Origin of the sequence: Kitasatospora sp. NPDC127121, assembly GCF_042677305.1 — a bacterium.
Taxonomy (GTDB): domain Bacteria; phylum Actinomycetota; class Actinomycetes; order Streptomycetales; family Streptomycetaceae; genus Kitasatospora.
Map to the genome: position 1 here is coordinate 1 of NZ_JBHXTQ010000123.1, position 18,081 is coordinate 18,081.

The window sequence follows — 18,081 nt, forward strand, 5'->3', positions numbered from 1 at the left end:
GCTCAGCACCTCAGCGCCCCAGCGCCCCAGCCGCTCAGCGCCGCCCGGAGCGGCGGTCACCCGAGGCGTCGCCGCCGGTCAGGCCCGCACGGCGCAGCGCGTCCGCCATCGCACTGTTCGCCAGCGACGCGCCACCGCCGGAACCGCCCGAGCCGCCGGAACCGCCCGAGCCGCCGCCCTGGCCGCGCCGGTCCTGGCCGCCGCCCCGGCGCTCCTGGCGCGGCGGGCGGGCCTGCCGCTCGCCGCGCTCACCGCCCCGGCCCCGGTCGCCGCCGCGCTCACCGCGCTCGCCCCGGTCACCGCGGTCGCCGCCCCGGTCGCGACCGACCTCGTCGTCCAGCCGCAGAGTCAGTCCGATGCGCTTGCGCGGCACGTCCACCGAGACGACCCGGACCTTCACGATGTCGCCCGGCTTGACCACCTCGCGCGGATCCTTGACGAAGGTCCTCGACAGCGCCGAGACGTGCACCAGCCCGTCCTGGTGGACGCCCACGTCGACGAAGGCGCCGAACGCGGCCACATTGGTGACCACACCCTCCAACACCATCCCGACCTCCAGGTCGCCGATCTTGTCGACGCCCTCCTTGAAGGTCGCGGTGCGGAACGCCGGGCGCGGGTCGCGGCCCGGCTTGTCCAGCTCGCCGAGGATGTCGGTGACGGTCGGGATGCCGAAGACCTCGTCGGCGAAGTCGCCCGGGCGCAGGGCCCGCAGCCGTTCGCCGTTGCCGATCAGCCCGCTCAGCTCCCCGCCGGTGGACGCCAGGATCCGGCGCACCACCGGGTACGCCTCGGGGTGCACGCTGGAGGCGTCCAGCGGGTCGTCGCCGTCGGGGATGCGCAGGAAGCCCGCGCACTGCTCGAAGGCCTTCGGACCCAGCCGGGAGACGTCCTTGAGCTGTCGGCGGGTGCGGAACGGGCCGTTGGCGTCACGGTGGGCCACGATGTTGTCGGCGAGCGTGCCGGTGATGCCGGAGACCCTGGTCAGCAGCGGCGCCGAGGCGGTGTTGACGTCCACGCCCACGGCGTTGACGCAGTCCTCGACCACCGCGTCCAGCGAACGGGAGAGCTTCACCTCGCTCAGGTCGTGCTGGTACTGGCCGACCCCGATCGACTTCGGGTCGATCTTGACCAGTTCGGCCAGCGGGTCCTGGAGGCGGCGGGCGATCGAGACCGCGCCGCGGATCGACACGTCCAGCTCCGGCAGCTCCTGCGAGGCGAAGGCGGAGGCCGAGTAGACCGAGGCGCCCGCCTCGCTGACCATCGCCTTGGTGAGGTTCAGCTCGGGGTGGCGCTTGAGCAGGTCCTCGGCGAGCTTGTCCGTCTCCCGGGAGGCGGTGCCGTTGCCGATCGCCACCAGGTCGACGTCGTGCTTCTTCGCCAGCGCGGCCAGGGTCGCGAGCGCGGCGTCCCACTTGTTGGCGGGCTGGTGCGGGTAGATCGTGTCGTACGCGACGACCTTGCCGGTGGCGTCCACCACCGCGACCTTCACCCCCGTCCGGAAGCCCGGGTCCAGGCCCATGGTGGCGCGGGTGCCGGCCGGCGCGGCCAGCAGCAGATCGCGCAGGTTGGCGGCGAACACCCGCACCGCCTCCTCCTCGGCCTCGGCCCGCAGCCGCGACCGCAGGTCGATGCCGAGCCGGACCAGGACGCGGGTGCGCCAGGCCCAACGGACGGTGTCGCCCAGCCACTTGTCGGCCGGGCGGCCGTGGTCGGCGATGCCGAAGCGGGCGGCGATCCGCCGCTCGTAGTCGTTCTCGCCGGGCAGATCGCCCTCCTCGCCGTCGTACGGCGAGAGGTCGAGGTCCAGCACCTCCTCCTTCTCGCCGCGCAGCATCGCCAGAATGCGGTGCGAGGGAAGCTTGGTGTACGGCTCGGCGAAGTCGAAGTAGTCGGCGAACTTGGCGCCGTCCTGCTCCTTGCCGCCACGCACGGTGGCCACCAGCCGGCCCCGGGTCCACATCCGCTCGCGCAGCGAACCGACCAGGTCGGCGTCCTCCCCGAAGCGCTCCACCAGGATCGCCCGGGCGCCCTCCAGCGCGGCGGCCGGCTCGGCGACGGACTCGTTCAGGAACCGGACGGCCAGCGCCGCCGGATCCTGCGAGGGATCGGCGAGCAGCGTCTCGGCCAGCGGCTCCAGGCCCGCCTCGCGGGCGATCTGCGCCTTGGTGCGCCGCTTCGGCTTGAACGGCAGGTAGATGTCCTCCAGCCGGGCCTTGGAATCGGCGGCCAGCACCTGCGCGCGCAGCGCGTCGTCCAGCTTGCCCTGGGCCCCGATCGACTCCAGGACGGCCGCCCGGCGCTCCTCCAGCTCCCGCAGGTAGCGCAGCCGCTCCTCCAGGGTGCGCAGCTGGGCGTCGTCCAGGGAGCCGGTGACCTCCTTGCGGTAGCGGGCCACGAAGGGCACGGTCGCGCCGCCGTCGAGCAGCTCGACCGCGGACTTCACCTGCCCGTCGCGAACGCCCAGTTCCTCGGCGATCTTGCGCTCGATCGCCTGCTGGGCCTGCCGGGCCACCTGTTCGACTGGCGTGGTCACGAAGCCGGTCACCTTCTCCTTCAGTGCTTTCGCCGTACGCCCTGCATTCTGGCAGGTGCCGGGGACAGCTCCCGGCCGCACCCGGGGCGGCCGGGCGTGGCGCCCTCCGCCCGCGACCCCAACCAGACTCAAGCAGTGCCCCGTTGCGCCTTCCTACGCTGACGCGCATGGACACCTCCCCCGCACTGGACGACTCCCGCCCGCCGGACGCCGCCCGGCTGGACGAACTCGCCGCCGCCAAGTACCTGCTGTTCACCACCCACCGCAAGAACGGCACCCCCGTGCCCACCCCGGTCTGGGTGGCGCGCGACGGCGACGCGCTGGTCTTCACCACCGTCACCCGCACCGGCAAGGTCAAGCGGCTGCGCAACCGCTCCGACGTGCTGGTCGGGCCGAGCGACATCCGCGGCACCCTGCTCGGCGAGCAGGTCCCGGCCACCGCCGTCCTCGACCCCGGCCGCGCGCCCGCCTACCGGAAGCTGCTGCGCCGCAAGTACGGGCTGCTGTGCGCGATCGCGCTGACCGCGAACGTGCTGCGCTTCGGCAAGGGCGGGACGATCGGCGTGCGGGTCACGCTGAGCTGAGGCCGGCCGTACGCATTCCGGGAATCCGCTGAAGGGCACCGATCCGCGCTGTACGCTGCCGGGCATGTGCGCTGCCACCCGGATGCACCCCGACGGACTGGTCATCGACGCGGCCCTGGTACGGCGGTTGATCTCCGCCCAGTTCCCGGACTGGGTCGGCCTGCCGGTCACGCCGGTCACCTCCGCCGGGACGGACAACGCGATGTTCCGCCTCGGACCCGAACTCGCCGTCCGGCTCCCCCGGGTGGAATGGGCGGCCGGGGACGTCCGCCGCGAGAAGCAGTGGCTGCCCGCGCTGGCCCCCCGACTGCCACGGCCGATACCCGCCCCGCTCGCGGTCGGCCGGCCCGCCGCCGGCTACCCCTGGGAGTGGTCGGTGCTCCGCTGGTTCGAGGGCGCCAACCCGGTCGTCGGCGCCCTCGCCGCCCCCGGCGCACTCGCCCGCGACCTCGCCGCCTTCGTCAACGCCCTGCGCGCCGTCAACCCGGCCGGCGGCCCGGCCGGCCACCGCAGCGTCCCGCTCGCCTCCCGCGACGGCGCCACCCGCGCGGCCATCGCCCAACTCGCCGGAGCGGTCGACACCCACGCCGCAACCGCCCTGTGGGACAAGGCGCTTCGCCTCTCCGAGTACGCCGGCCCGCCCTCGTGGATGCACGGCGACCTCACCCCCGGGAACCTCCTGCTCGACCGGTCCGGCCGGCTCGGCGCCGTCCTCGACTTCGGCCTGATGGGCGTCGGCGACCCCACCGCCGACCTGATCGTCGCCTGGAACCTGCTGCCCGCCTCGGCCCGCCCCGCCTTCCGCGCCGCCCTCCGCGCCGATGACGCCATGTGGGCCCGCGGCCGCGCCTGGGCCTTCTCCATCGCGCTGGTGACGATCCCCTACTACCGTCACACCAATCCGGGCCTCACCGCCAACGCCCGCCACGTCGTCCGCGAGGTACTCGCCGACCGCAGCACCTGACCGGGCACTGCCGCCCGACCAGCAGGGCGGCACTCCCGCCGCCGCCGTCGGCGACCGTTGCTATGGTTCTCCCCGCCACTACGGGTAGGGGGACGACTTGGCACGCAGAAGCAGTGTGATCGACGTCAGAGTGAGCCGGCGGGTGCTGTGGGTGGGCGGCGACGCCTATCCGCTCCACAACATCGCCCGGGCCCGGCAGTTCCAGCTGCTGCCGCCCAAGCGCGCGCGGGTGATCATCCGGTTCGTCCGGCAGGTGATCGGCCTGCTGGTGGCCACCGCCCTCCTCGGTTCGCTGCTCGGGAGCGGCGCGAACCAGGAGACGACCAAGAACGTGATCGGCGTGGTGGCGCTCGCGCTCTTCGCGGCCAGCCTCTACCGGCTGGTCAAGCGGCTGCAGATGCGCACGGTCTACCAGCTGATCATCGAGACCTCCAGCTCCTCGAACACGGCGGTGGTCAGCCACGACGCCCAGCAGGTCGGCAACCTGATCCAGCTGATCATGGAAGCGATCGACAACCCGCTGGCCGAGTTCGCCCTCCAGGTGGAGAACGTCCACATCGGCGACCAGATCAACCAGTACGGCGACCACAACACCGGAAAGAAGGTCAGTCTGTGAGCGGCGGCATCCACTTCGGGGACTCGGTCACCCAGCACGGCGACCACAACATCGGCATCATCAAGCACCAGGGACCGGCCGACCCGCAGGCCGCGATGCGCGAACTCATCGCCGCCGTACGCCAGTTGCGCGAGCAGGTGCCGGCCGAGGACCGCGAGGTGCTGGACGAGTCGCTGGCGGACCTCGGCAACGGGCAGGCCACCCCGCCCGCCACCCTGCGCCGCGCCCTGCGCAACATCTCCGGCGTCGCCGCCCTCGCCGCCGCCGGCGCCCCGGTGGTGGAGTCGATCCGCCGCATCCTGGACTCGCTGAGTTCCTGAGCGGCGGCGGGCGGCCAGGCCCGAAAGTCATACCGGGTCAGAGACCTTCCTCAGTCAAGGAATCCTGCTAGCCTGACGCCATGAGCGGACTGCGGGAACGGAAGAAGGAGCGGACGCGGCGGGCGATCTCCGAGGCCGCGATCGCGCTCTTCCTGGAGCACGGCTTCGACCCGGTCTCGGTGGCGGACGTCGCGGCCGCCGCCGAGGTGTCGAAGCCGACGCTGTTCAGCTACTTCTCCACCAAGGAGGACCTGGTCGTCCACCGCTTCGCCGACCACCAGGACCAGGCCGCCGGCGTGGTCCGCGGCCGGGCGGCCGGCGAACCGGTGCTGGCCGCCCTGCACCGGGACTTCCTGGACGGGCTCGCCCGGCACGACCCCATCACCGGGCTCAACGACGACCCCCGGGTCCTGGCGTTCAGCGATCTGGTGTACTCCACGCCGAGCCTGAAGGCCCGGGGCGCCGAATACCTCGCCCGCGCCGAACAGTCCCTCGCCCGGGCGCTGCACGAGGCCCCCGACCTCACCCCGCCCCGGCGCCTCACCGCCCCCCTCCTCGCCGCCCAGGTCACCGCCGCCCAGCGGGTCCTCGCCGAACACAACTGGCACCGGATCCGGAACGACGGCCAGACCGCCGACGAACTCCACTTCGAGGCCGCCACCAACGCCGACCGCGCCTTCGAACTCCTCACCGCCGGCTACGAAGGCGCCGCCGGGCACCCGGGGCCCACCGGGCGCCGGGGCCCCGCCTAACACGGAGGCCCCACCGGGCATCGGGGGCCCGCCGGCCCCACGGGCACCGCTGGTTAGAGTGCCGCGCATGACAATGCGTCAGCTCACCTTCGAACGGCTGCACAACTTCCGCGACCTGGGCGGCCACCCCGCCGCCGACGGCCGGTCCGTCCGCCGGGGCCTGCTCTACCGCTCCGACTCACTCGGCAAGCTCACCTCGCCCGCCGACCTCGACCGGCTCCAGGCCCTCGGCGTGCGCACCGTGATCGACCTCCGCTACCCCTGGGAGATCGCCGCCAAGGGCCGGGTGCCCGACTACGAAGGGCTGGTCTACCACAACCTCTCGATCGAGCACCGCCCTTACGACCAGGCCGAGATCGACCCGGACGTCGACCCCTGGCGGTACCTCGCCGACCGCTTCGCCGAGGTCGCCGAGGACGGGGTGGAGGAGATCCGCGAGGCCCTGGAGGTGATCGCCGCCGCCGAGGAGCCCGTGGCCTTCCACTGCGCCTCCGGCAAGGACCGCACCGGGCTCATCGCCGCCCTCGTCCTCACCCTGCTCGGCGTCTCCGAGGACGACATCGCCGCCGACTTCGCCCTCACCGAGCTGGCCACCCCGCACCTCATCGCCGAGTGGCACGCCGCCCACCCCGGCCGCACCCTGCGCTGGCCCGGCTACGGACGCGCCCCCGAGACGGTCATCCGCCTCGCCCTCGCCGACCTCGCCGCCCGCCACGGCTCGGTCGAGGACTACGCCACCGTCACCCTCGGCTTCTCCCCCGCCCGGATAGCCGCCCTCCGCTCGCGCCTGCTCACGGCCTGACCTCACCCGACGGGCCGTCAACGGCCAAGAAGATGAAGGGAGTTCACTCGAACACAGGTTGACCTAAACATGTCATATCGCGTTGCCCCCGCCTCCGCCGCGCTGCCAGGATCGGGCCACTGCCCAGACGAACCAACGGGAGAAAACCATGAGGATGCGTTCCGTTCTGCCCGTCGCCCTGCTGGCCGCGGCCGGCCTGTTCGCCGGCGCCAACACCGCCTCGGCGGCGGGGTACCCCGGCTACCAGTGCTTCAAGACCGCCGACCGCGTCGAGTACTGCAGCGACGCCAAGGTCAAGAACCACACGGCGGGCTCCAACTGGATCAAGACCTGCCCGGCCGACGTCGTCGCGCACATGGGCAAGCCGTACATCGCGGCGAAGCGCCCCTCCGCAGCGCACAGCTGTTAGCACCGGACGCCAGGAACACCGGGCCCGCCCGGCAGACGCCTGCCGGGCGGGCTCGACCGTTGCAGCGGGCGGCCGCTAGCGGCGGTGCGGGCCGCCCGGGCGGCCGCCGCTGCGCGGCTTGCGGGGGGCGCGCGTGCCGGTGGCGGCGGCGGCCGGGGCGGGGGCCGTGGCGGGCCAGTGGGTGGGCCGGGTGAGGGTGGCCGGCAGGCGGGTGGTCGCGTCGCCGCGGGCCGCGTTCAGCTGGGCCTGGGTGAGGAAGAGGGCCTCGGTGAGGTCGGCGCCGGAGAGGTCGGCGTCACGCAGGTCGGCGCCGACGAGGTCGGCGAGGCGCAGGTCGGCGCCGCTGAGGTCGGCGGCGACGAGCAGGGCGCCGCGCAGGTTGGCCCCGCGCAGGTCGGCGCCGCGCAGGCGGGCGCCGAAGAGGTCGGCGCCGCGGTGTTCGCGGCGGCGGGGGACGGCGGCGCGGACGAGTTCGCTGGCGCGCAGCAGCAGGTCGCTGACGCGCTGCCGGTGCGCGGGGACGTCGACGGCGAGGATCTCCTCGGGGGTGCCGCCGGCGAGCCGGTCGGTCTCCTCCAGGGCCTGCCGCAGGTCGGCGTGGACCGGGCGGGCGGGGGCGTAGCCGAGCGCCTCGGTGAGGTACCAGAGCAGTTCGTGGAGCTGGCGCACCACCGGGAAGACGTCGTACATGGGCTTGGCGTCGGCCGGCGCCTCGCGCCAGCTGCGGCCGCCGAAGGTGACCTGGGAGACGCGCTGCCCGGCGCCGAAGCAGTCGTAGACGGTGCAGCCCTGGAAGCCCCGGTCGCGGAGGCGTTCGTGGATGCCGCAGGTGAAGTCGGTCTGCAGGTTGCGGCACGCGCTGCCGGCGGCCTTGTCGACGGCGAAGTCGGTGCCGGCGCCGAAGGGCAGGGCGACGCAGCAGAGGCCGAAGCAGCTGGTGCAGTCGGAGCGCAGCTCGGTCGGCTGAGCCGCCGTGGGGTGCTGCGGCGGCTCGGTCTCGCGCACGTCGCGTGGTCCTTCCAGCGTGGGCACCGGCCGTCCGGTGCCTCGGACCGCCAAGCCTACTTGGCGCTGGTCACACCCACCCCACCCCCGGTAAGGTGTCAATCGGCAGTGCACCTATTACGAGGTGCACCCATGACGCAGTGCGCCCATGGCATACGGGGGTAGGAGTGCAGGACCCGAGCATCAACGAACTCGTCCGGATGTGGATCGCCGGCTGGAGCGTCTCGCGCGGCGCGGCCGAAGCGGTGGACGAGCCCTGGGGCTGGACGATCGACGTCGGCGTGGTCGGCCACGTCGCCCGGCACGTGCTGCCCGAGCCGGCCGAGCCCGACGTCCGCAAGATCGCCGAGGCCACCACCGCACCGGGCACCTGGCTGAAGCTGTTCACCGAGGAAGCCGTCGCCCGGCCCTGGCTGGGCCCGCAGTGGCGGCTCGACCAGCCGGGGTACCTGATGACCGCCCCGCTGGGCACCGAACGGCCCGAGGTGCCGGCCGGCTACACGGTGACCACCTGGACCCGGGGCGGGGTCGTCCGGACCCTGGTCCGCACCGAGGCCGGACACCTCGCCGCACGCGGCCAGGCGGGTCTGGCCGGCCCCGTGGCCGTGCCGGACCAGATCGTGACCGCGCCCGAGCACCGGCGCCGAGGCCTGGGCGCCCTGGTGATGCGGACCCTGCAGAACGCCGGGCACCAAGCGGGCGCCGACACCGCCGTCCTGGTCGGCACCCCGGACGGCCGGGCGCTCTACACCGCGCTCGGCTGGACCACCCGATCCCCGATGGCGAGCCTGTTCTACGAGCCCGCAGCCGAACCTGCGGCCGAACCCGTCGCAGAACCCGCAACCGAACCCGCCGTAGAACCCGCAGCCGAGCCCGGAGCCGAGTAGGGCAGCAGCTCGGCCCGCTTCGGCGGCCGGCCGTCGCCGGAGGAGCGCCCGGTGAGCCGGCGGCCGATCCACGGCCCCAGGTGGCCGCCCAGCCAGCGGGCGTCGGCGCGCAGCCGCTCGGCCCGGCCGGGCGGGGCGGCGGGCGGCAGCGGGGCGCGCCAGTCGAAGGCGGCGGGGCGGCCGAGCGCCTCCAACACCCCTTCGGCGACCCGGCGGTGGCCCTCGGGCGACAGGTGCAGGCGGTCCTCGCCCCAGAGCCGGCGGTCGTCGAAGCAGGGGGCGGCGAACAGGTCGACGACGGCGACGCCCTCGTCCTGGCCGAGCTCGTGCACGAAGGCCTTCATCCGCAGGATGGCCGGGAGCAGCCGGGCGCTGCCCGCCATCCTGCGGGTCGGGTCGGTGCTGGTGAACAGCACCACGGTGGCGCCGGTGGCGCGCAGTTCCTCGGTGCAGCGGCCGAGCAGCCGCTCGACCCGGGCGATGTCGCAGCCGGGGCGCAGCGCGTCGTTGAGGCCGCCGACGAGGGTCACCAGGTCGGCGCCCATCGCGGTGGCGGCGGGGAGCTGCTCGTCGTGGATCTGGCCGATGAGCTTGCCGCGGACGGCGAGGTTCGCGTAGCGGAACCCGCCGTCACCCCCGGCCTCGGCGGCGAGCGCGTCGGCGACCCGGTCGGCCCAGCCCCGGTAGTGGCCGTCGGGCAGCAGGTCGTCGCACATGCCCTCGGTGAAGGAGTCCCCGACGGCGACGTAACTGCGGTAGGTGGTGGGCACGGGCAGTCTCCGCTCTCCTCCGATGGCTCCGTGGCCCGACGATGCTACGCGGCCGGTCCGGGCACCGGCATCGGACCCCGGCACCGGCACGAGCACGGGTGCCTAACCCGCGACAGGCACCCCGTCGTCCGCCGTGCGGGGGGTGAACCAGTGCTCGCGGACGGCGTCGGTGGGCCGCTGCTCGCCGAGGGCGGGCAGGCCCCACTCCCCCAGCGCCTCGATCACCGGGCGCAGTTCGCGGCCGCGTTCGGTGAGCTCGTAGACCGTGGCGTTGGCGGGCCGTTCGAGCCGGCGGCGCAGGGCCAGGCCGTCGCCCTCCAGCTGCTTGAGCCGGGCGGCGAGGATGTCGGTGGAGACGCCGGGCAGGTCGGCGTGCAGGTCGGTGTAGCGGCGCGGGCCGCCGAGGAGTTCACGGACGATCAGGAGGCTCCAGCGCTCCCCCACCGCGTCCAGGGCGCGGGCGACGGCGCAGTACTGGTCGTAGCTTCGGCGTGACATGTGGATCAGCATAGCCAAAAGGTTGGACTTTCCAAGTGCCAACTTGGTAGAACAAAGCATCAGCAACGATGCGGTGGTGACGGTCGGGAGGCCGCAGTGGAGTTTCGGCAGTCCAGCAAGCTGAACAACGTGTGCTACGAGATCCGCGGCCCGGTGGTCGACCAGGCCAACGCCCTGGAGGAGGCCGGGCACAGCGTGCTGCGGCTGAACACCGGCAACCCGGCGCCGTTCGGCTTCGAGGCGCCCGAGGAGATCATCCAGGACATCATCCGCAACCTGCCCAAGGCGCACGGCTACAGCGACTCGCGCGGCATCCTGCCCGCCCGCCGCGCGGTGGTGCAGTACTACCAGCAGCGCGGCGTGACCGGAGTCGGCGTCAACGACGTCTACCTCGGCAACGGCGCCTCCGAGCTGATCCAGATGGCCGTCACCGCGCTCGTCGACGACGGCGACGAGGTGCTCGTCCCGATGCCGGACTACCCGCTGTGGACGGCCGTGGTCCGGCTGGCCGGCGGCAAGGCCGTGCACTACCTGTGCGACGAGCAGGCCGACTGGTACCCGGACCTCGACGACATCGCCGCCAAGATCACCGCCCGCACCAAGGCCATCGTCGTCATCAACCCCAACAACCCCACCGGCGCGGTCTACCCGAAGGAACTGCTGGAGGGCATCCTCGACCTCGCCCGCCGCCACCAGCTGATGGTCCTGGCCGACGAGATCTACGACAAGATCCTCTACGACGACACCGAGCACCACTGCCTCGCCGCCCTCGCCGACGACGTCCTCACCCTCACCTTCAACGGCCTCTCCAAGGCCTACCGGGTGGCCGGCTTCCGCAGCGGCTGGCTGGTCGTCTCCGGGCCCAAGCAGCACGCCGCCGACTACCTGGAGGGCCTGACCATGCTCTCCGGCATGCGGCTGTGCCCCAACGTGCCCGCCCAGTTCGCCGTCCAGGCCGCGCTCGGCGGCCACCAGTCCATCAACGACCTGGTGCTGCCCGGCGGCCGGCTCACCGAACAGCGCGACGTCGCCTACAAGGCCCTCAACGAGATCCCCGGCGTCAGCTGCGTCAAGCCCAAGGGCGCCCTGTACGCCTTCGCCCGGCTCGACCCGGCGGTGCACCGGATCGTCGACGACGAGCAGTTCGTGCTGGACCTGCTGCTCCGCGAGAAGATCCACGTCGTCCAGGGCACCGGCTTCAACTGGCCCCGCCCGGACCACTTCCGCTTCGTCACCCTGCCCCGCGCCGACGACCTGGAGACGGCCATCAACCGCATCGGCCGCTTCCTCGCGACGTACCGGCAATCCTGACGCCTAGGCTTGTCGGCCATGACCGTCCTGCGTTCCGTCGCCCTGTTCGTCGTCGCCGCCCTCGCCGAGATCGGCGGCTGCTGGCTGATCTGGCAGAGCGTGCGCGAGCAGCGGCCGTGGTGGCTGGCCGGGCTGGGGGTGGTGGTGCTCGGCGGGTACGGCTTCGTCGCGGCGCTCCAGCCGGACAGCCACTTCGGCCGGGTGCTGGCCGCGTACGGCGGGGTGTTCGTCGCCGGGTCGCTGCTCTGGGGCGTGGTCGTGGACGGCTTCCGGCCGACCCGCTACGACGTGGTGGGCGCGCTGGTCTGCCTGGCCGGGGTCGCGGTGATCATGTACGGGCCCCGGCGCTGAGCGCACTGGGCCCTCCACGCACGGGGTCGTCCACGCACGGGGCCCCGGCGTCGAGGTGCGGACTCCTCGACGCCGGGGCCCGGCAAGCCGGTTCGGGGACTACCAGCCCCAGCCGCCGCCCTGACCGTCGTCGTCGTGGTCCGAGTCCCAGCCCTCGCCGACCTTGCGCAGGATCGTGTAGTTGTCGATCTGCGTGCCGTCCTCGGCCAGCGCGGTCACCTTCATGGACGACTTCTGGCCCAGGTGGGCCGGGGTGACGTCGACCTTGATGAAGGAGTAGCCGGTGTAGCGCACCCGCGACCACTGGATGGTCTCGGGGACCTTCACCTTGCCCTTCCCCCAGTAGTAGGTCTTCACCTCGTCCTGGTGGTTCTCGTGCCCCTCGTAGGTGTCCGGCACGTCGAACTTGTACAGGCTGCGACCGGCCGCGCCCGCGGTCACGTAGACGACGCCGTCCTTCGCCGGCTCGATGGTGGCGCCGCTCGGCACCTGCTTCGAGACCTTGTTGCCGAGGATCGCGTCGGTGCGCTCGTAGATGTGGTTGTGGCCGTTGATGACCAGGTCCACCCGGAACTTCTCGAACAGCGGCACCCAGGCCTCGCGGACGCCGCCCTCGGAGGCGTGCGCGACGGTGGTGGAGAAGGCGCAGTGGTGGAAGAAGACCACGACGAAGTCGATCGTCTCGTCGTTGCGCAGGTCCTTGAGGGTGCGCTCCAGCCACTTGGTCTGCTTGTTCGCCGAGATGCCCAGGTTGGCCGGGATCTCGTAGGAGACGTCGTTGGCGTCGAGCGAGATGACGCCGACGTTCTTGTAGCGGAAGGTGTAGACGCCGGGGACCTTGCGCGGGTCCGGGCCGTTGTCCGGGAGGAAGAAGCGGGTGTTCTCGCCGCCGTACCCGTTGGGCGAGTACCAGGCCTCGATGTCGTGGTTGCCGTAGGCGACCATCCACGGCACGGTCGCCGCGACCGTCTCGGTCTGGACCAGGAAGTCGTCCCAGGTCCTGGCGTTGTACACGGACTTGTCGGGGTCCGTGCCGGAGCCCGCCGGGTCGGCGTAGCAGATGTCGCCGGCGTGCAGGTGGAAGGACGGCTTCTGGGCCAGGATGACGTGGTCGTTGCCGGCCGCGTGCGAGCTGACGCCCTGGTCGCCGAAGGCGGTGAAGGTGAACGGCTCGTAGACCTTGCCCCAGCGGTGGTCGCGGGAGGGCGCGGTGCGGAAGGTGTGCAGGGTGGAGATCTGCTGCTGCGAGGCCGGGTCGAAGCCCTCGTGGCCGACACCGTAGTAGTAGGTGGTGTCGGGGTGCAGGTCCTCCAGCGCCACGTGCAGGTAGTACTGGTCCACCGGCTGGCTGTTCGGGCTCAGCGCCGGGGTGTGCAGCGTGCGGACCTCGGCCTGGAGCTTGTGGCTGAGCTCCCACGGGGTCTTGCCGAAGCGCAGGAACGGCTTCTTGACCGGCGCCGGGACCTGCCAGGAGATGCGGAACTGGGTGTCGGGCTCGGGCCCGAACTGGAGGTGGCGCCCGATCGGCGCGACCAGCGAACCGTCGACACCGGCCGTCGTGGCACCGGTCAGCAGCTGCGGGCTCGCCGGCGCGGCGAAGGCCGTTCCACTGCCCAGCGCGCCGCCGACGGCGACGGCACCGACGGTCACGGCGCCGGCGCGCAGCATCCGGCGGCGGGAGAAGCGGGCCCGCAGGTACTCGTGCTGCTCGGCCGTGCTCATGCGGTCCGCGAGCTTGGCCGGTACGCCCATGTGAGGGATATCCATGCGCGGGACTCTTCCAGCGGCGCGTTGACCGCACACGGACGCGGGGTGAACGGGCCGCAGCGCGCCGCCCATTCGAACGCCAATGTTCGACCATGATCAGGTAAAGGAGCGCGCCCGCACCGGACCGACCCCGGATCATGGCCCCGGCCGGCGGCGCGGCCTGAGCCACCGTCGGCGCCGCCGCGGACGGGGGCGCTCAGCCGGAGGGCTCGTCCCAGGTGGAGGGGGACCGGTTGCCGGTGCCGTCGCAGGTACGGCAGATCTCGTCCCGGTAGGCGTGCTTGGCGCCGGTCGCGTCCACCCGGTAGCGGACGTACACCCCGGTGCCGTCGCAGAGGAAGCAGTTGCCGCCCCCGCCGCCCACCTCGGTGGTCCCGGTGCCCTGACAGGTCCGGCAGCTGAGACCGGCGGTCCGGCCGGTGCCCGCGCAGATCCGGCAGACCGTCGTCATCGTCGTCCTCCCTGGGCGGAACCGCTGGCAGCCACCGGTCATGGTAGTGGGACCGCCGAGGGCGGCGTCCAGCGGATCCTGCTCGGCCGCCGGATCGGCCAACCCCGCTGCGTCCCAACCGTGATGAGGACGGATCGACTCCACCGTCCGCTACTCCGCCAGGCCCTCGCGGACCCGGCGGGACACCGAGATCAGCTGGAGGTCGAGCAGCCCGGGCGGGTCGGCCAGCCCGGGGCCGCCCGCGTGCACCCAGGCGGCTATCTCGTCGATCATGTCGTCCGCCAGCACGAAGCCCAGCCAGACCGGACGCCCGCCCGCCGCCCGCCCCTCCCCGGAGGGGCCGACCACCACCACGTTGGACTGGGTGCACACGTCCAGGCACTTGACCGCGCGGACCCGGCCCGCCGCACCCACCGCCGCCCGCAGCCGCTCGTACTGCCCGGCGTGGTCCACCCCCGGGTGCTTGGCCTCGGTGCCGCAGCAGCAGCCCCGGCAGACGGTGACGGTCACCGGGGAGGCGGCCGCCTGCTTGCGGTCCCGGTCTCGGCGGCTCATCGGCTCTGGAACTCCTCCTGGTCACGGGGCACGCTGCACGCGCAGCCTACCTGGCATGCCAAGAGGCACTGCCGGGTACCGGGTGCCGGGGTTCGGCGGCGGTCCGTAGGATGCCCCCATGGGACACGCGACCACCGAGAAAGCCGTACCGCGGATGCGCCTGGACGCCTCCAACGCGGCCAAGGTCGCGACCACCCTCCAGGCGCTGGCCACCCCCTCCCGGCTGCTGATCCTCGCCGAACTGCGCGAGGGACCGCGCGCGGCCACCGAACTCGCCGACGCCGTGGGCATGGAGCAGTCGGCCTGCTCCCACCAGCTGCGGCTGCTGCGCAACCTCGGCCTGGTCGTCGGCGAGCGCCGGGGCCGCTCGGTGGTCTACTCCCTGCACGACGACCACGTCGCCGCCCTCCTCGACCAGGCCGTGTACCACGTCGAGCACCTGCGGCTGGGCCTCACCGACGAGCGCTGAGGCCACACCCGCCCCCGTCTCCTACGCGGTGGCCTGAGCCGCCGCGCGGCCGGCGGTGCGGCCGGAGAAGAGGCAGCCGCCGAGGAAGGTGCCCTCCAGGGAGCGGTAGCCGTGGACGCCGCCGCCGCCGAAGCCGGCGGCCTCGCCCGCGGCGTAGACGCCCGGGAGGGGTTCGCCGTCGGGGCGCAGGACGCGCGCGGAGAGGTCGGTCTCCAGGCCGCCGAGCGACTTGCGGGTGAGGATGTTGAGCCGGACGGCGATCAGCGGGGCGGCGCCCGGGTCGAGGATGCGGTGCGGCGGGGCCACCCGGATCAGCTTGTCGCCGAGGTAGCGGCGGGCGCCGTGGACGGCGGTGACCTGGAGGTCCTTGGCGAAGGGGTTGGCGAACTGCCGGTCGCGGGCCTCGACGGCGCGGCGCAGTTCGGCGGGGTCGATCAGCGCCTCGCGGGTCCTGGCGTTCATGCCGCGGGCGAGGTCGGCGAGGTTGCTCGCGACGACGAAGTCGGGCCCGTGCCGCAGGTGGCTTCGGACCGGACCGGGGGTGCCGGGCAGGGCGCGGCCGAGGACGCCGCGCACGGACTTCCCGGTCAGGTCCGGGTTCTGCTCGGAGCCGGAGAGGGTGAACTCCTTCTCGATGATGCGCTGGTTGAGCACGAACCAGGTGTGCCCGTACCCGGTGGACATGATGTGGTCGAGCGTGCCGAGGGTGTCGAAGCCGGGGAAGAGCGGGACGGGCAGCCGGTTGCCGCGCGCGTCCAGCCAGAGCGAGGACGGGCCGGGCAGGATGCGGATGCCGTGCCGGGCCCAGATCGGGTCCCAGTTCTCGATGCCCTCGGTGTAGTGCCACATCCGGTCGCCGTTGATGAGGCTGGCGCCGGCGTCGCCGGCGATGCCGAGCATCAGCCCGTCGACGTGGGCGGGGACGCCGGAGAGCAGTTTGGCGGGCGGGGTGCCCAGCCGGGCCGGCCAGGCCTTGCGGACGAGGTCGTGGTTGCCGCCGATGCCGCCGGAGGTCACGATCACGGCCTGGGCGCGCAGTTCGAACCGTCCGGCGGCCTCGCGCGAGCTGGCCTCGCCACGGGCCGCCGAACTGGGCACCAGCACCTCGCCGGTGACGGTGTCGGTGACGCCCGCGGTGGCGGCCAGGCCGGTGACCCGGTGCCGGAAGCGCAGGTCGACCAGCCCGCGGGCGGCCGCGGAGCGGACCCGGCGGACGAAGGGCTCCAGCAGTCCGGGCCCGGTGCCCCAGGTGATGTGGAAGCGGGGCACCGAGTTGCCAGGGCCGTCGGCGAGGAGGCCACCGCGCTCGGCCCAGCCGACGACGGGGAAGAACCGCACGCCCAGGCCGTGCAGCCAGGAGCGCTTCTCGCCGGCCGCGAAGTCGACGTAGGCCTCGGCCCAGCGGCGCGGCCAGGCGTCCTCGGGCCGGTCGAAGCCGGCGGTGCCGAACCAGTCCTGGCGGGCGAGGGCGTGCGAGTCGCGGATCCGCATCCGGCGCTGCTCGGGCGAGTCGACCAGGAAGAGGCCGCCGAAGGACCAGTGCGCCTGGCCGCCGAGCGAGGCCGCGGGCTCCTGGTCGAGCAGGATCACCTTCCGTCCGGCGTCGGCGAGTTCGGCGGTGGCGGCGAGTCCGGCGAGTCCTGCTCCGATGACGATGACGTCGGCGTCCAGGGCCATGCGCAGTCCTCCGTCGCGGCGGGCGGGACGGCGCGCGCGGGGTGGGCGCCGTCGCTGTGCGCCCGATACTGCGGCCTGCGGTGACGTCCGGTCAACCGGCCGGTAACAACCGAGTGCGGCAATTCCGCTCCACACCGTTTCGGAAATGTCTTCGATACATGGTGGAGCGAAATGCGAAATGCGATCTGACGGAATTTCGGAAATTTCCGCGCACGGCATGGACGTCCACGAAACCAACAAGTAACTTACCTGCGAGTAGCCGCGGCCCGGCACGACCCCCACCCGTCGTTTCTCTCCCCCCAGGAGGAACCGTGCTCCGCCCTGCCCGGAAACCCCGATACCTGCGCAGCTCCACCGCGCTCGCCTCCGTCGCCCTGGGCGCCGCCCTCGCGCTCACCTCCACCAGCGCCCAGGCCGCCACCCCGGCGCCCAAGCACCTCGTGGCGCTCGGCGACTCCTACGCCGCCGGCGCGGGCGTGCCCGGCCAGTCGGCGGGCCTGTGCCTGCGCTCCGACCGCAACTACGGCCACCTGGTCGCCACCGCCCTCAAGGCCGGCGCCTACACCGACGTCACCTGCGCCGCCGCCAAGGTCAAGGCCATGACGCAGCCGCAGTACGACGCCTTCATCCGAGTCAACGACCCGCAGCTGGACGCGGTGACCCCCGACACCGACCTGGTCACCCTCGGCATCGGCGGCAACGACCTCGCGGCCAGCGACCTCGGCCTCGGCGAACTCGTCGCCACCTGCATCGCCGGCGCGGTCGTCAACCCGCTCGGCACGCCCTGCAAGGACGTCTACCACCACGGCTACTGGGACTGGAGCAGCTGGTCCTGGCAGTACGGCAACGACGACCTGGCCGAGCGGATCACCAGCAGCATCGCGCCGCAGGTCGCCGACACGCTGCGGCGCATCCACGCCAAGGCGCCGCGGGCCCGGGTGCTGCTGGTCGGCTACCCGTCCGTACTGCCCGCCGACGGCCGCTCGTGCATCCTGCGCCAGCCCGTGACCCCGGGCGACGTCGAGTACATGCACGGCGTGCTCGACAAGCTGAACGCCGCACTCAAGAGCACCGCGGCGGCCGGCGGCGCGACGTACGTCGACACCGCCACGCCCACCGCCGGGCACGACGTGTGCTCGGACGACCGCTGGATCGAGGGCGCGCTGCCCGGCTCGCCCGCCGTGCCGTTCCACCCGAACGCCACCGGCGAGAAGGTGATGGCGGACGCGGTGCTCGCCGCGCTGCGGTAGGGCGTGTCTGACAATCCCTAGTACTGCAACGGTGCTTACCGTGACGGTTGTCGGGTTAGCTCGTTGAGCTGTTCATGGATGGGGACATATCCGAGGTCGATGCTCGTCGC

General features: G+C 72.9%; 19 protein-coding genes and 1 pseudogene. 12 read left to right on the top strand and 8 right to left on the bottom strand.

The features are described from left to right. Positions 1-34: 34 nt before the first annotated feature. Entirely contained in the window at positions 35-2,533 is a 2,499-nt protein-coding gene (locus tag ACFVHI_RS35370) for a Tex family protein (RefSeq protein WP_380346047.1), read from the bottom strand. Positions 2,534-2,700: 167 nt separating this feature from the next. Here ACFVHI_RS35370 and ACFVHI_RS35375 point away from each other — a divergent pair, with 167 nt between their 5' ends. The 7 genes from ACFVHI_RS35375 to ACFVHI_RS35405 all read left to right on the top strand — a co-directional run bounded on the left by ACFVHI_RS35375 (position 2,701) and on the right by ACFVHI_RS35405 (position 6,980). Then, positions 2,701-3,117 carry a PPOX class F420-dependent oxidoreductase gene (locus tag ACFVHI_RS35375; RefSeq protein ID WP_380346049.1) on the top strand — a complete coding sequence of 139 codons (417 nt, stop codon included), beginning with the start codon at positions 2,701-2,703 and terminating at the stop codon, positions 3,115-3,117. Positions 3,118-3,181: 64 nt separating this feature from the next. Then, positions 3,182-4,081 (top strand): aminoglycoside phosphotransferase family protein, encoded by a 900-nt coding sequence (locus ACFVHI_RS35380; protein ID WP_380346051.1) that lies wholly within the window; start codon positions 3,182-3,184, stop codon positions 4,079-4,081. Positions 4,082-4,178: 97 nt separating this feature from the next. Then, a complete protein-coding gene (locus ACFVHI_RS35385) occupies positions 4,179-4,697 on the top strand; it encodes a DUF6232 family protein (RefSeq protein ID WP_380346053.1) in 519 nt (172 codons plus the stop codon). After that, positions 4,694-5,017, top strand: coding sequence for a hypothetical protein (locus ACFVHI_RS35390; RefSeq protein WP_380346055.1), 324 nt, complete (start codon positions 4,694-4,696; stop codon positions 5,015-5,017). The genes ACFVHI_RS35385 and ACFVHI_RS35390 overlap by 4 nt, the downstream gene beginning before the upstream one ends. Positions 5,018-5,097: 80 nt before the next feature. After that, a complete protein-coding gene (locus ACFVHI_RS35395; RefSeq protein ID WP_380346057.1) occupies positions 5,098-5,769 on the top strand; it encodes a TetR/AcrR family transcriptional regulator in 672 nt (223 codons plus the stop codon). Between the two features lie 67 nt (positions 5,770-5,836). Then, positions 5,837-6,571, top strand: a complete 735-nt coding sequence (locus ACFVHI_RS35400) for a tyrosine-protein phosphatase (RefSeq protein WP_380346059.1) — start codon at positions 5,837-5,839, stop codon at positions 6,569-6,571. 148 nt (positions 6,572-6,719) lie between these two features. After that, positions 6,720-6,980, top strand: coding sequence for a hypothetical protein (locus ACFVHI_RS35405; protein WP_380346061.1), 261 nt, complete (start codon positions 6,720-6,722; stop codon positions 6,978-6,980). Positions 6,981-7,055: 75 nt separating this feature from the next. On the opposite strand, the gene ACFVHI_RS35410 is transcribed toward ACFVHI_RS35405, so the two are convergent. Next, the gene (locus ACFVHI_RS35410; protein WP_380346063.1) at positions 7,056-7,985 is read right to left on the bottom strand and encodes a pentapeptide repeat-containing protein; all 930 of its coding nucleotides are present in this window, start codon (positions 7,983-7,985) and stop codon (positions 7,056-7,058) included. Between the two features lie 167 nt (positions 7,986-8,152). On the opposite strand from ACFVHI_RS35410, the gene ACFVHI_RS35415 reads away from it, so the two are divergent. Further along, complete coding sequence (locus ACFVHI_RS35415; RefSeq protein WP_063347056.1) at positions 8,153-8,872, top strand: GNAT family N-acetyltransferase; 720 nt, start codon at positions 8,153-8,155, stop codon at positions 8,870-8,872. Here the strand turns inward: ACFVHI_RS35415 and ACFVHI_RS35420 are convergent. Both ACFVHI_RS35420 and ACFVHI_RS35425 read right to left on the bottom strand, forming a co-directional pair. Next, positions 8,779-9,648, bottom strand: coding sequence for an SGNH/GDSL hydrolase family protein (locus ACFVHI_RS35420; protein ID WP_380346071.1), 870 nt, complete (start codon positions 9,646-9,648; stop codon positions 8,779-8,781). The two genes, ACFVHI_RS35415 and ACFVHI_RS35420, sit on opposite strands and share 94 nt — an antisense overlap. Positions 9,649-9,786: 138 nt before the next feature. Next, positions 9,787-10,140, bottom strand: a pseudogene (locus ACFVHI_RS35425) (winged helix-turn-helix transcriptional regulator); the annotation flags it as partial. Positions 10,141-10,236: 96 nt separating this feature from the next. On the opposite strand from ACFVHI_RS35425, the gene ACFVHI_RS35430 reads away from it, so the two are divergent. Next, complete coding sequence (locus ACFVHI_RS35430) at positions 10,237-11,451, top strand: pyridoxal phosphate-dependent aminotransferase (RefSeq protein WP_063347057.1); 1,215 nt, start codon at positions 10,237-10,239, stop codon at positions 11,449-11,451. Between the two features lie 18 nt (positions 11,452-11,469). Beyond that, positions 11,470-11,802, top strand: a complete 333-nt coding sequence (locus ACFVHI_RS35435; protein ID WP_063347058.1) for a YnfA family protein — start codon at positions 11,470-11,472, stop codon at positions 11,800-11,802. A 99-nt stretch (positions 11,803-11,901) separates the two neighbouring features. Here the strand turns inward: ACFVHI_RS35435 and ACFVHI_RS35440 are convergent, their stop codons facing one another. From ACFVHI_RS35440 to ACFVHI_RS35450, 3 genes are all read right to left on the bottom strand, one after another. Further along, the gene (locus ACFVHI_RS35440) at positions 11,902-13,569 is read right to left on the bottom strand and encodes a metallophosphoesterase family protein (RefSeq protein WP_363371094.1); all 1,668 of its coding nucleotides are present in this window, start codon (positions 13,567-13,569) and stop codon (positions 11,902-11,904) included. A 196-nt stretch (positions 13,570-13,765) separates the two neighbouring features. After that, a complete protein-coding gene (locus ACFVHI_RS35445; protein ID WP_063347060.1) occupies positions 13,766-14,020 on the bottom strand; it encodes a hypothetical protein in 255 nt (84 codons plus the stop codon). Positions 14,021-14,170: 150 nt separating this feature from the next. After that, positions 14,171-14,575, bottom strand: a complete 405-nt coding sequence (locus ACFVHI_RS35450; RefSeq protein WP_063347061.1) for a hypothetical protein — start codon at positions 14,573-14,575, stop codon at positions 14,171-14,173. 118 nt (positions 14,576-14,693) lie between these two features. Between ACFVHI_RS35450 and ACFVHI_RS35455 the strand changes: the two genes are divergently transcribed. Then, positions 14,694-15,044: a metalloregulator ArsR/SmtB family transcription factor gene (locus tag ACFVHI_RS35455; protein ID WP_063347062.1), complete on the top strand. Its 351-nt coding sequence runs from the start codon at positions 14,694-14,696 to the stop codon at positions 15,042-15,044. Positions 15,045-15,065: 21 nt separating this feature from the next. On the opposite strand, the gene ACFVHI_RS35460 is transcribed toward ACFVHI_RS35455, so the two are convergent. Further along, complete coding sequence (locus ACFVHI_RS35460) at positions 15,066-16,721, bottom strand: FAD-binding dehydrogenase (protein ID WP_380346067.1); 1,656 nt, start codon at positions 16,719-16,721, stop codon at positions 15,066-15,068. A gap of 311 nt (positions 16,722-17,032) precedes the next feature. Between ACFVHI_RS35460 and ACFVHI_RS35465 the strand changes: the two genes are divergently transcribed. Then, a complete protein-coding gene (locus tag ACFVHI_RS35465; RefSeq protein WP_380346069.1) occupies positions 17,033-17,971 on the top strand; it encodes an SGNH/GDSL hydrolase family protein in 939 nt (312 codons plus the stop codon). Positions 17,972-18,081: the final 110 nt, after the last annotated feature.

Bases quoted from the DNA above. Each gene is read 5' to 3' on its own strand.
- ACFVHI_RS35375 (WP_380346049.1), top strand. From the start codon at position 2,701: ATGGACACCTCCCCCGCACTGGACGACTCCCGCCCGCCGGACGCCGCC.
- ACFVHI_RS35380 (WP_380346051.1), top strand. From the start codon at position 3,182: ATGTGCGCTGCCACCCGGATGCACCCCGACGGACTGGTCATCGACGCG.
- ACFVHI_RS35395 (WP_380346057.1), top strand. From the start codon at position 5,098: ATGAGCGGACTGCGGGAACGGAAGAAGGAGCGGACGCGGCGGGCGATC.
- ACFVHI_RS35400 (WP_380346059.1), top strand. From the start codon at position 5,837: ATGACAATGCGTCAGCTCACCTTCGAACGGCTGCACAACTTCCGCGAC.
- ACFVHI_RS35405 (WP_380346061.1), top strand. From the start codon at position 6,720: ATGAGGATGCGTTCCGTTCTGCCCGTCGCCCTGCTGGCCGCGGCCGGC.
- ACFVHI_RS35435 (WP_063347058.1), top strand. From the start codon at position 11,470: ATGACCGTCCTGCGTTCCGTCGCCCTGTTCGTCGTCGCCGCCCTCGCC.
- ACFVHI_RS35440 (WP_363371094.1), bottom strand. From the start codon at position 13,569: ATGGATATCCCTCACATGGGCGTACCGGCCAAGCTCGCGGACCGCATG.
- ACFVHI_RS35445 (WP_063347060.1), bottom strand. From the start codon at position 14,020: ATGACGACGGTCTGCCGGATCTGCGCGGGCACCGGCCGGACCGCCGGT.
- ACFVHI_RS35450 (WP_063347061.1), bottom strand. From the start codon at position 14,575: ATGAGCCGCCGAGACCGGGACCGCAAGCAGGCGGCCGCCTCCCCGGTG.
- ACFVHI_RS35455 (WP_063347062.1), top strand. From the start codon at position 14,694: ATGGGACACGCGACCACCGAGAAAGCCGTACCGCGGATGCGCCTGGAC.
- ACFVHI_RS35460 (WP_380346067.1), bottom strand. From the start codon at position 16,721: ATGGCCCTGGACGCCGACGTCATCGTCATCGGAGCAGGACTCGCCGGA.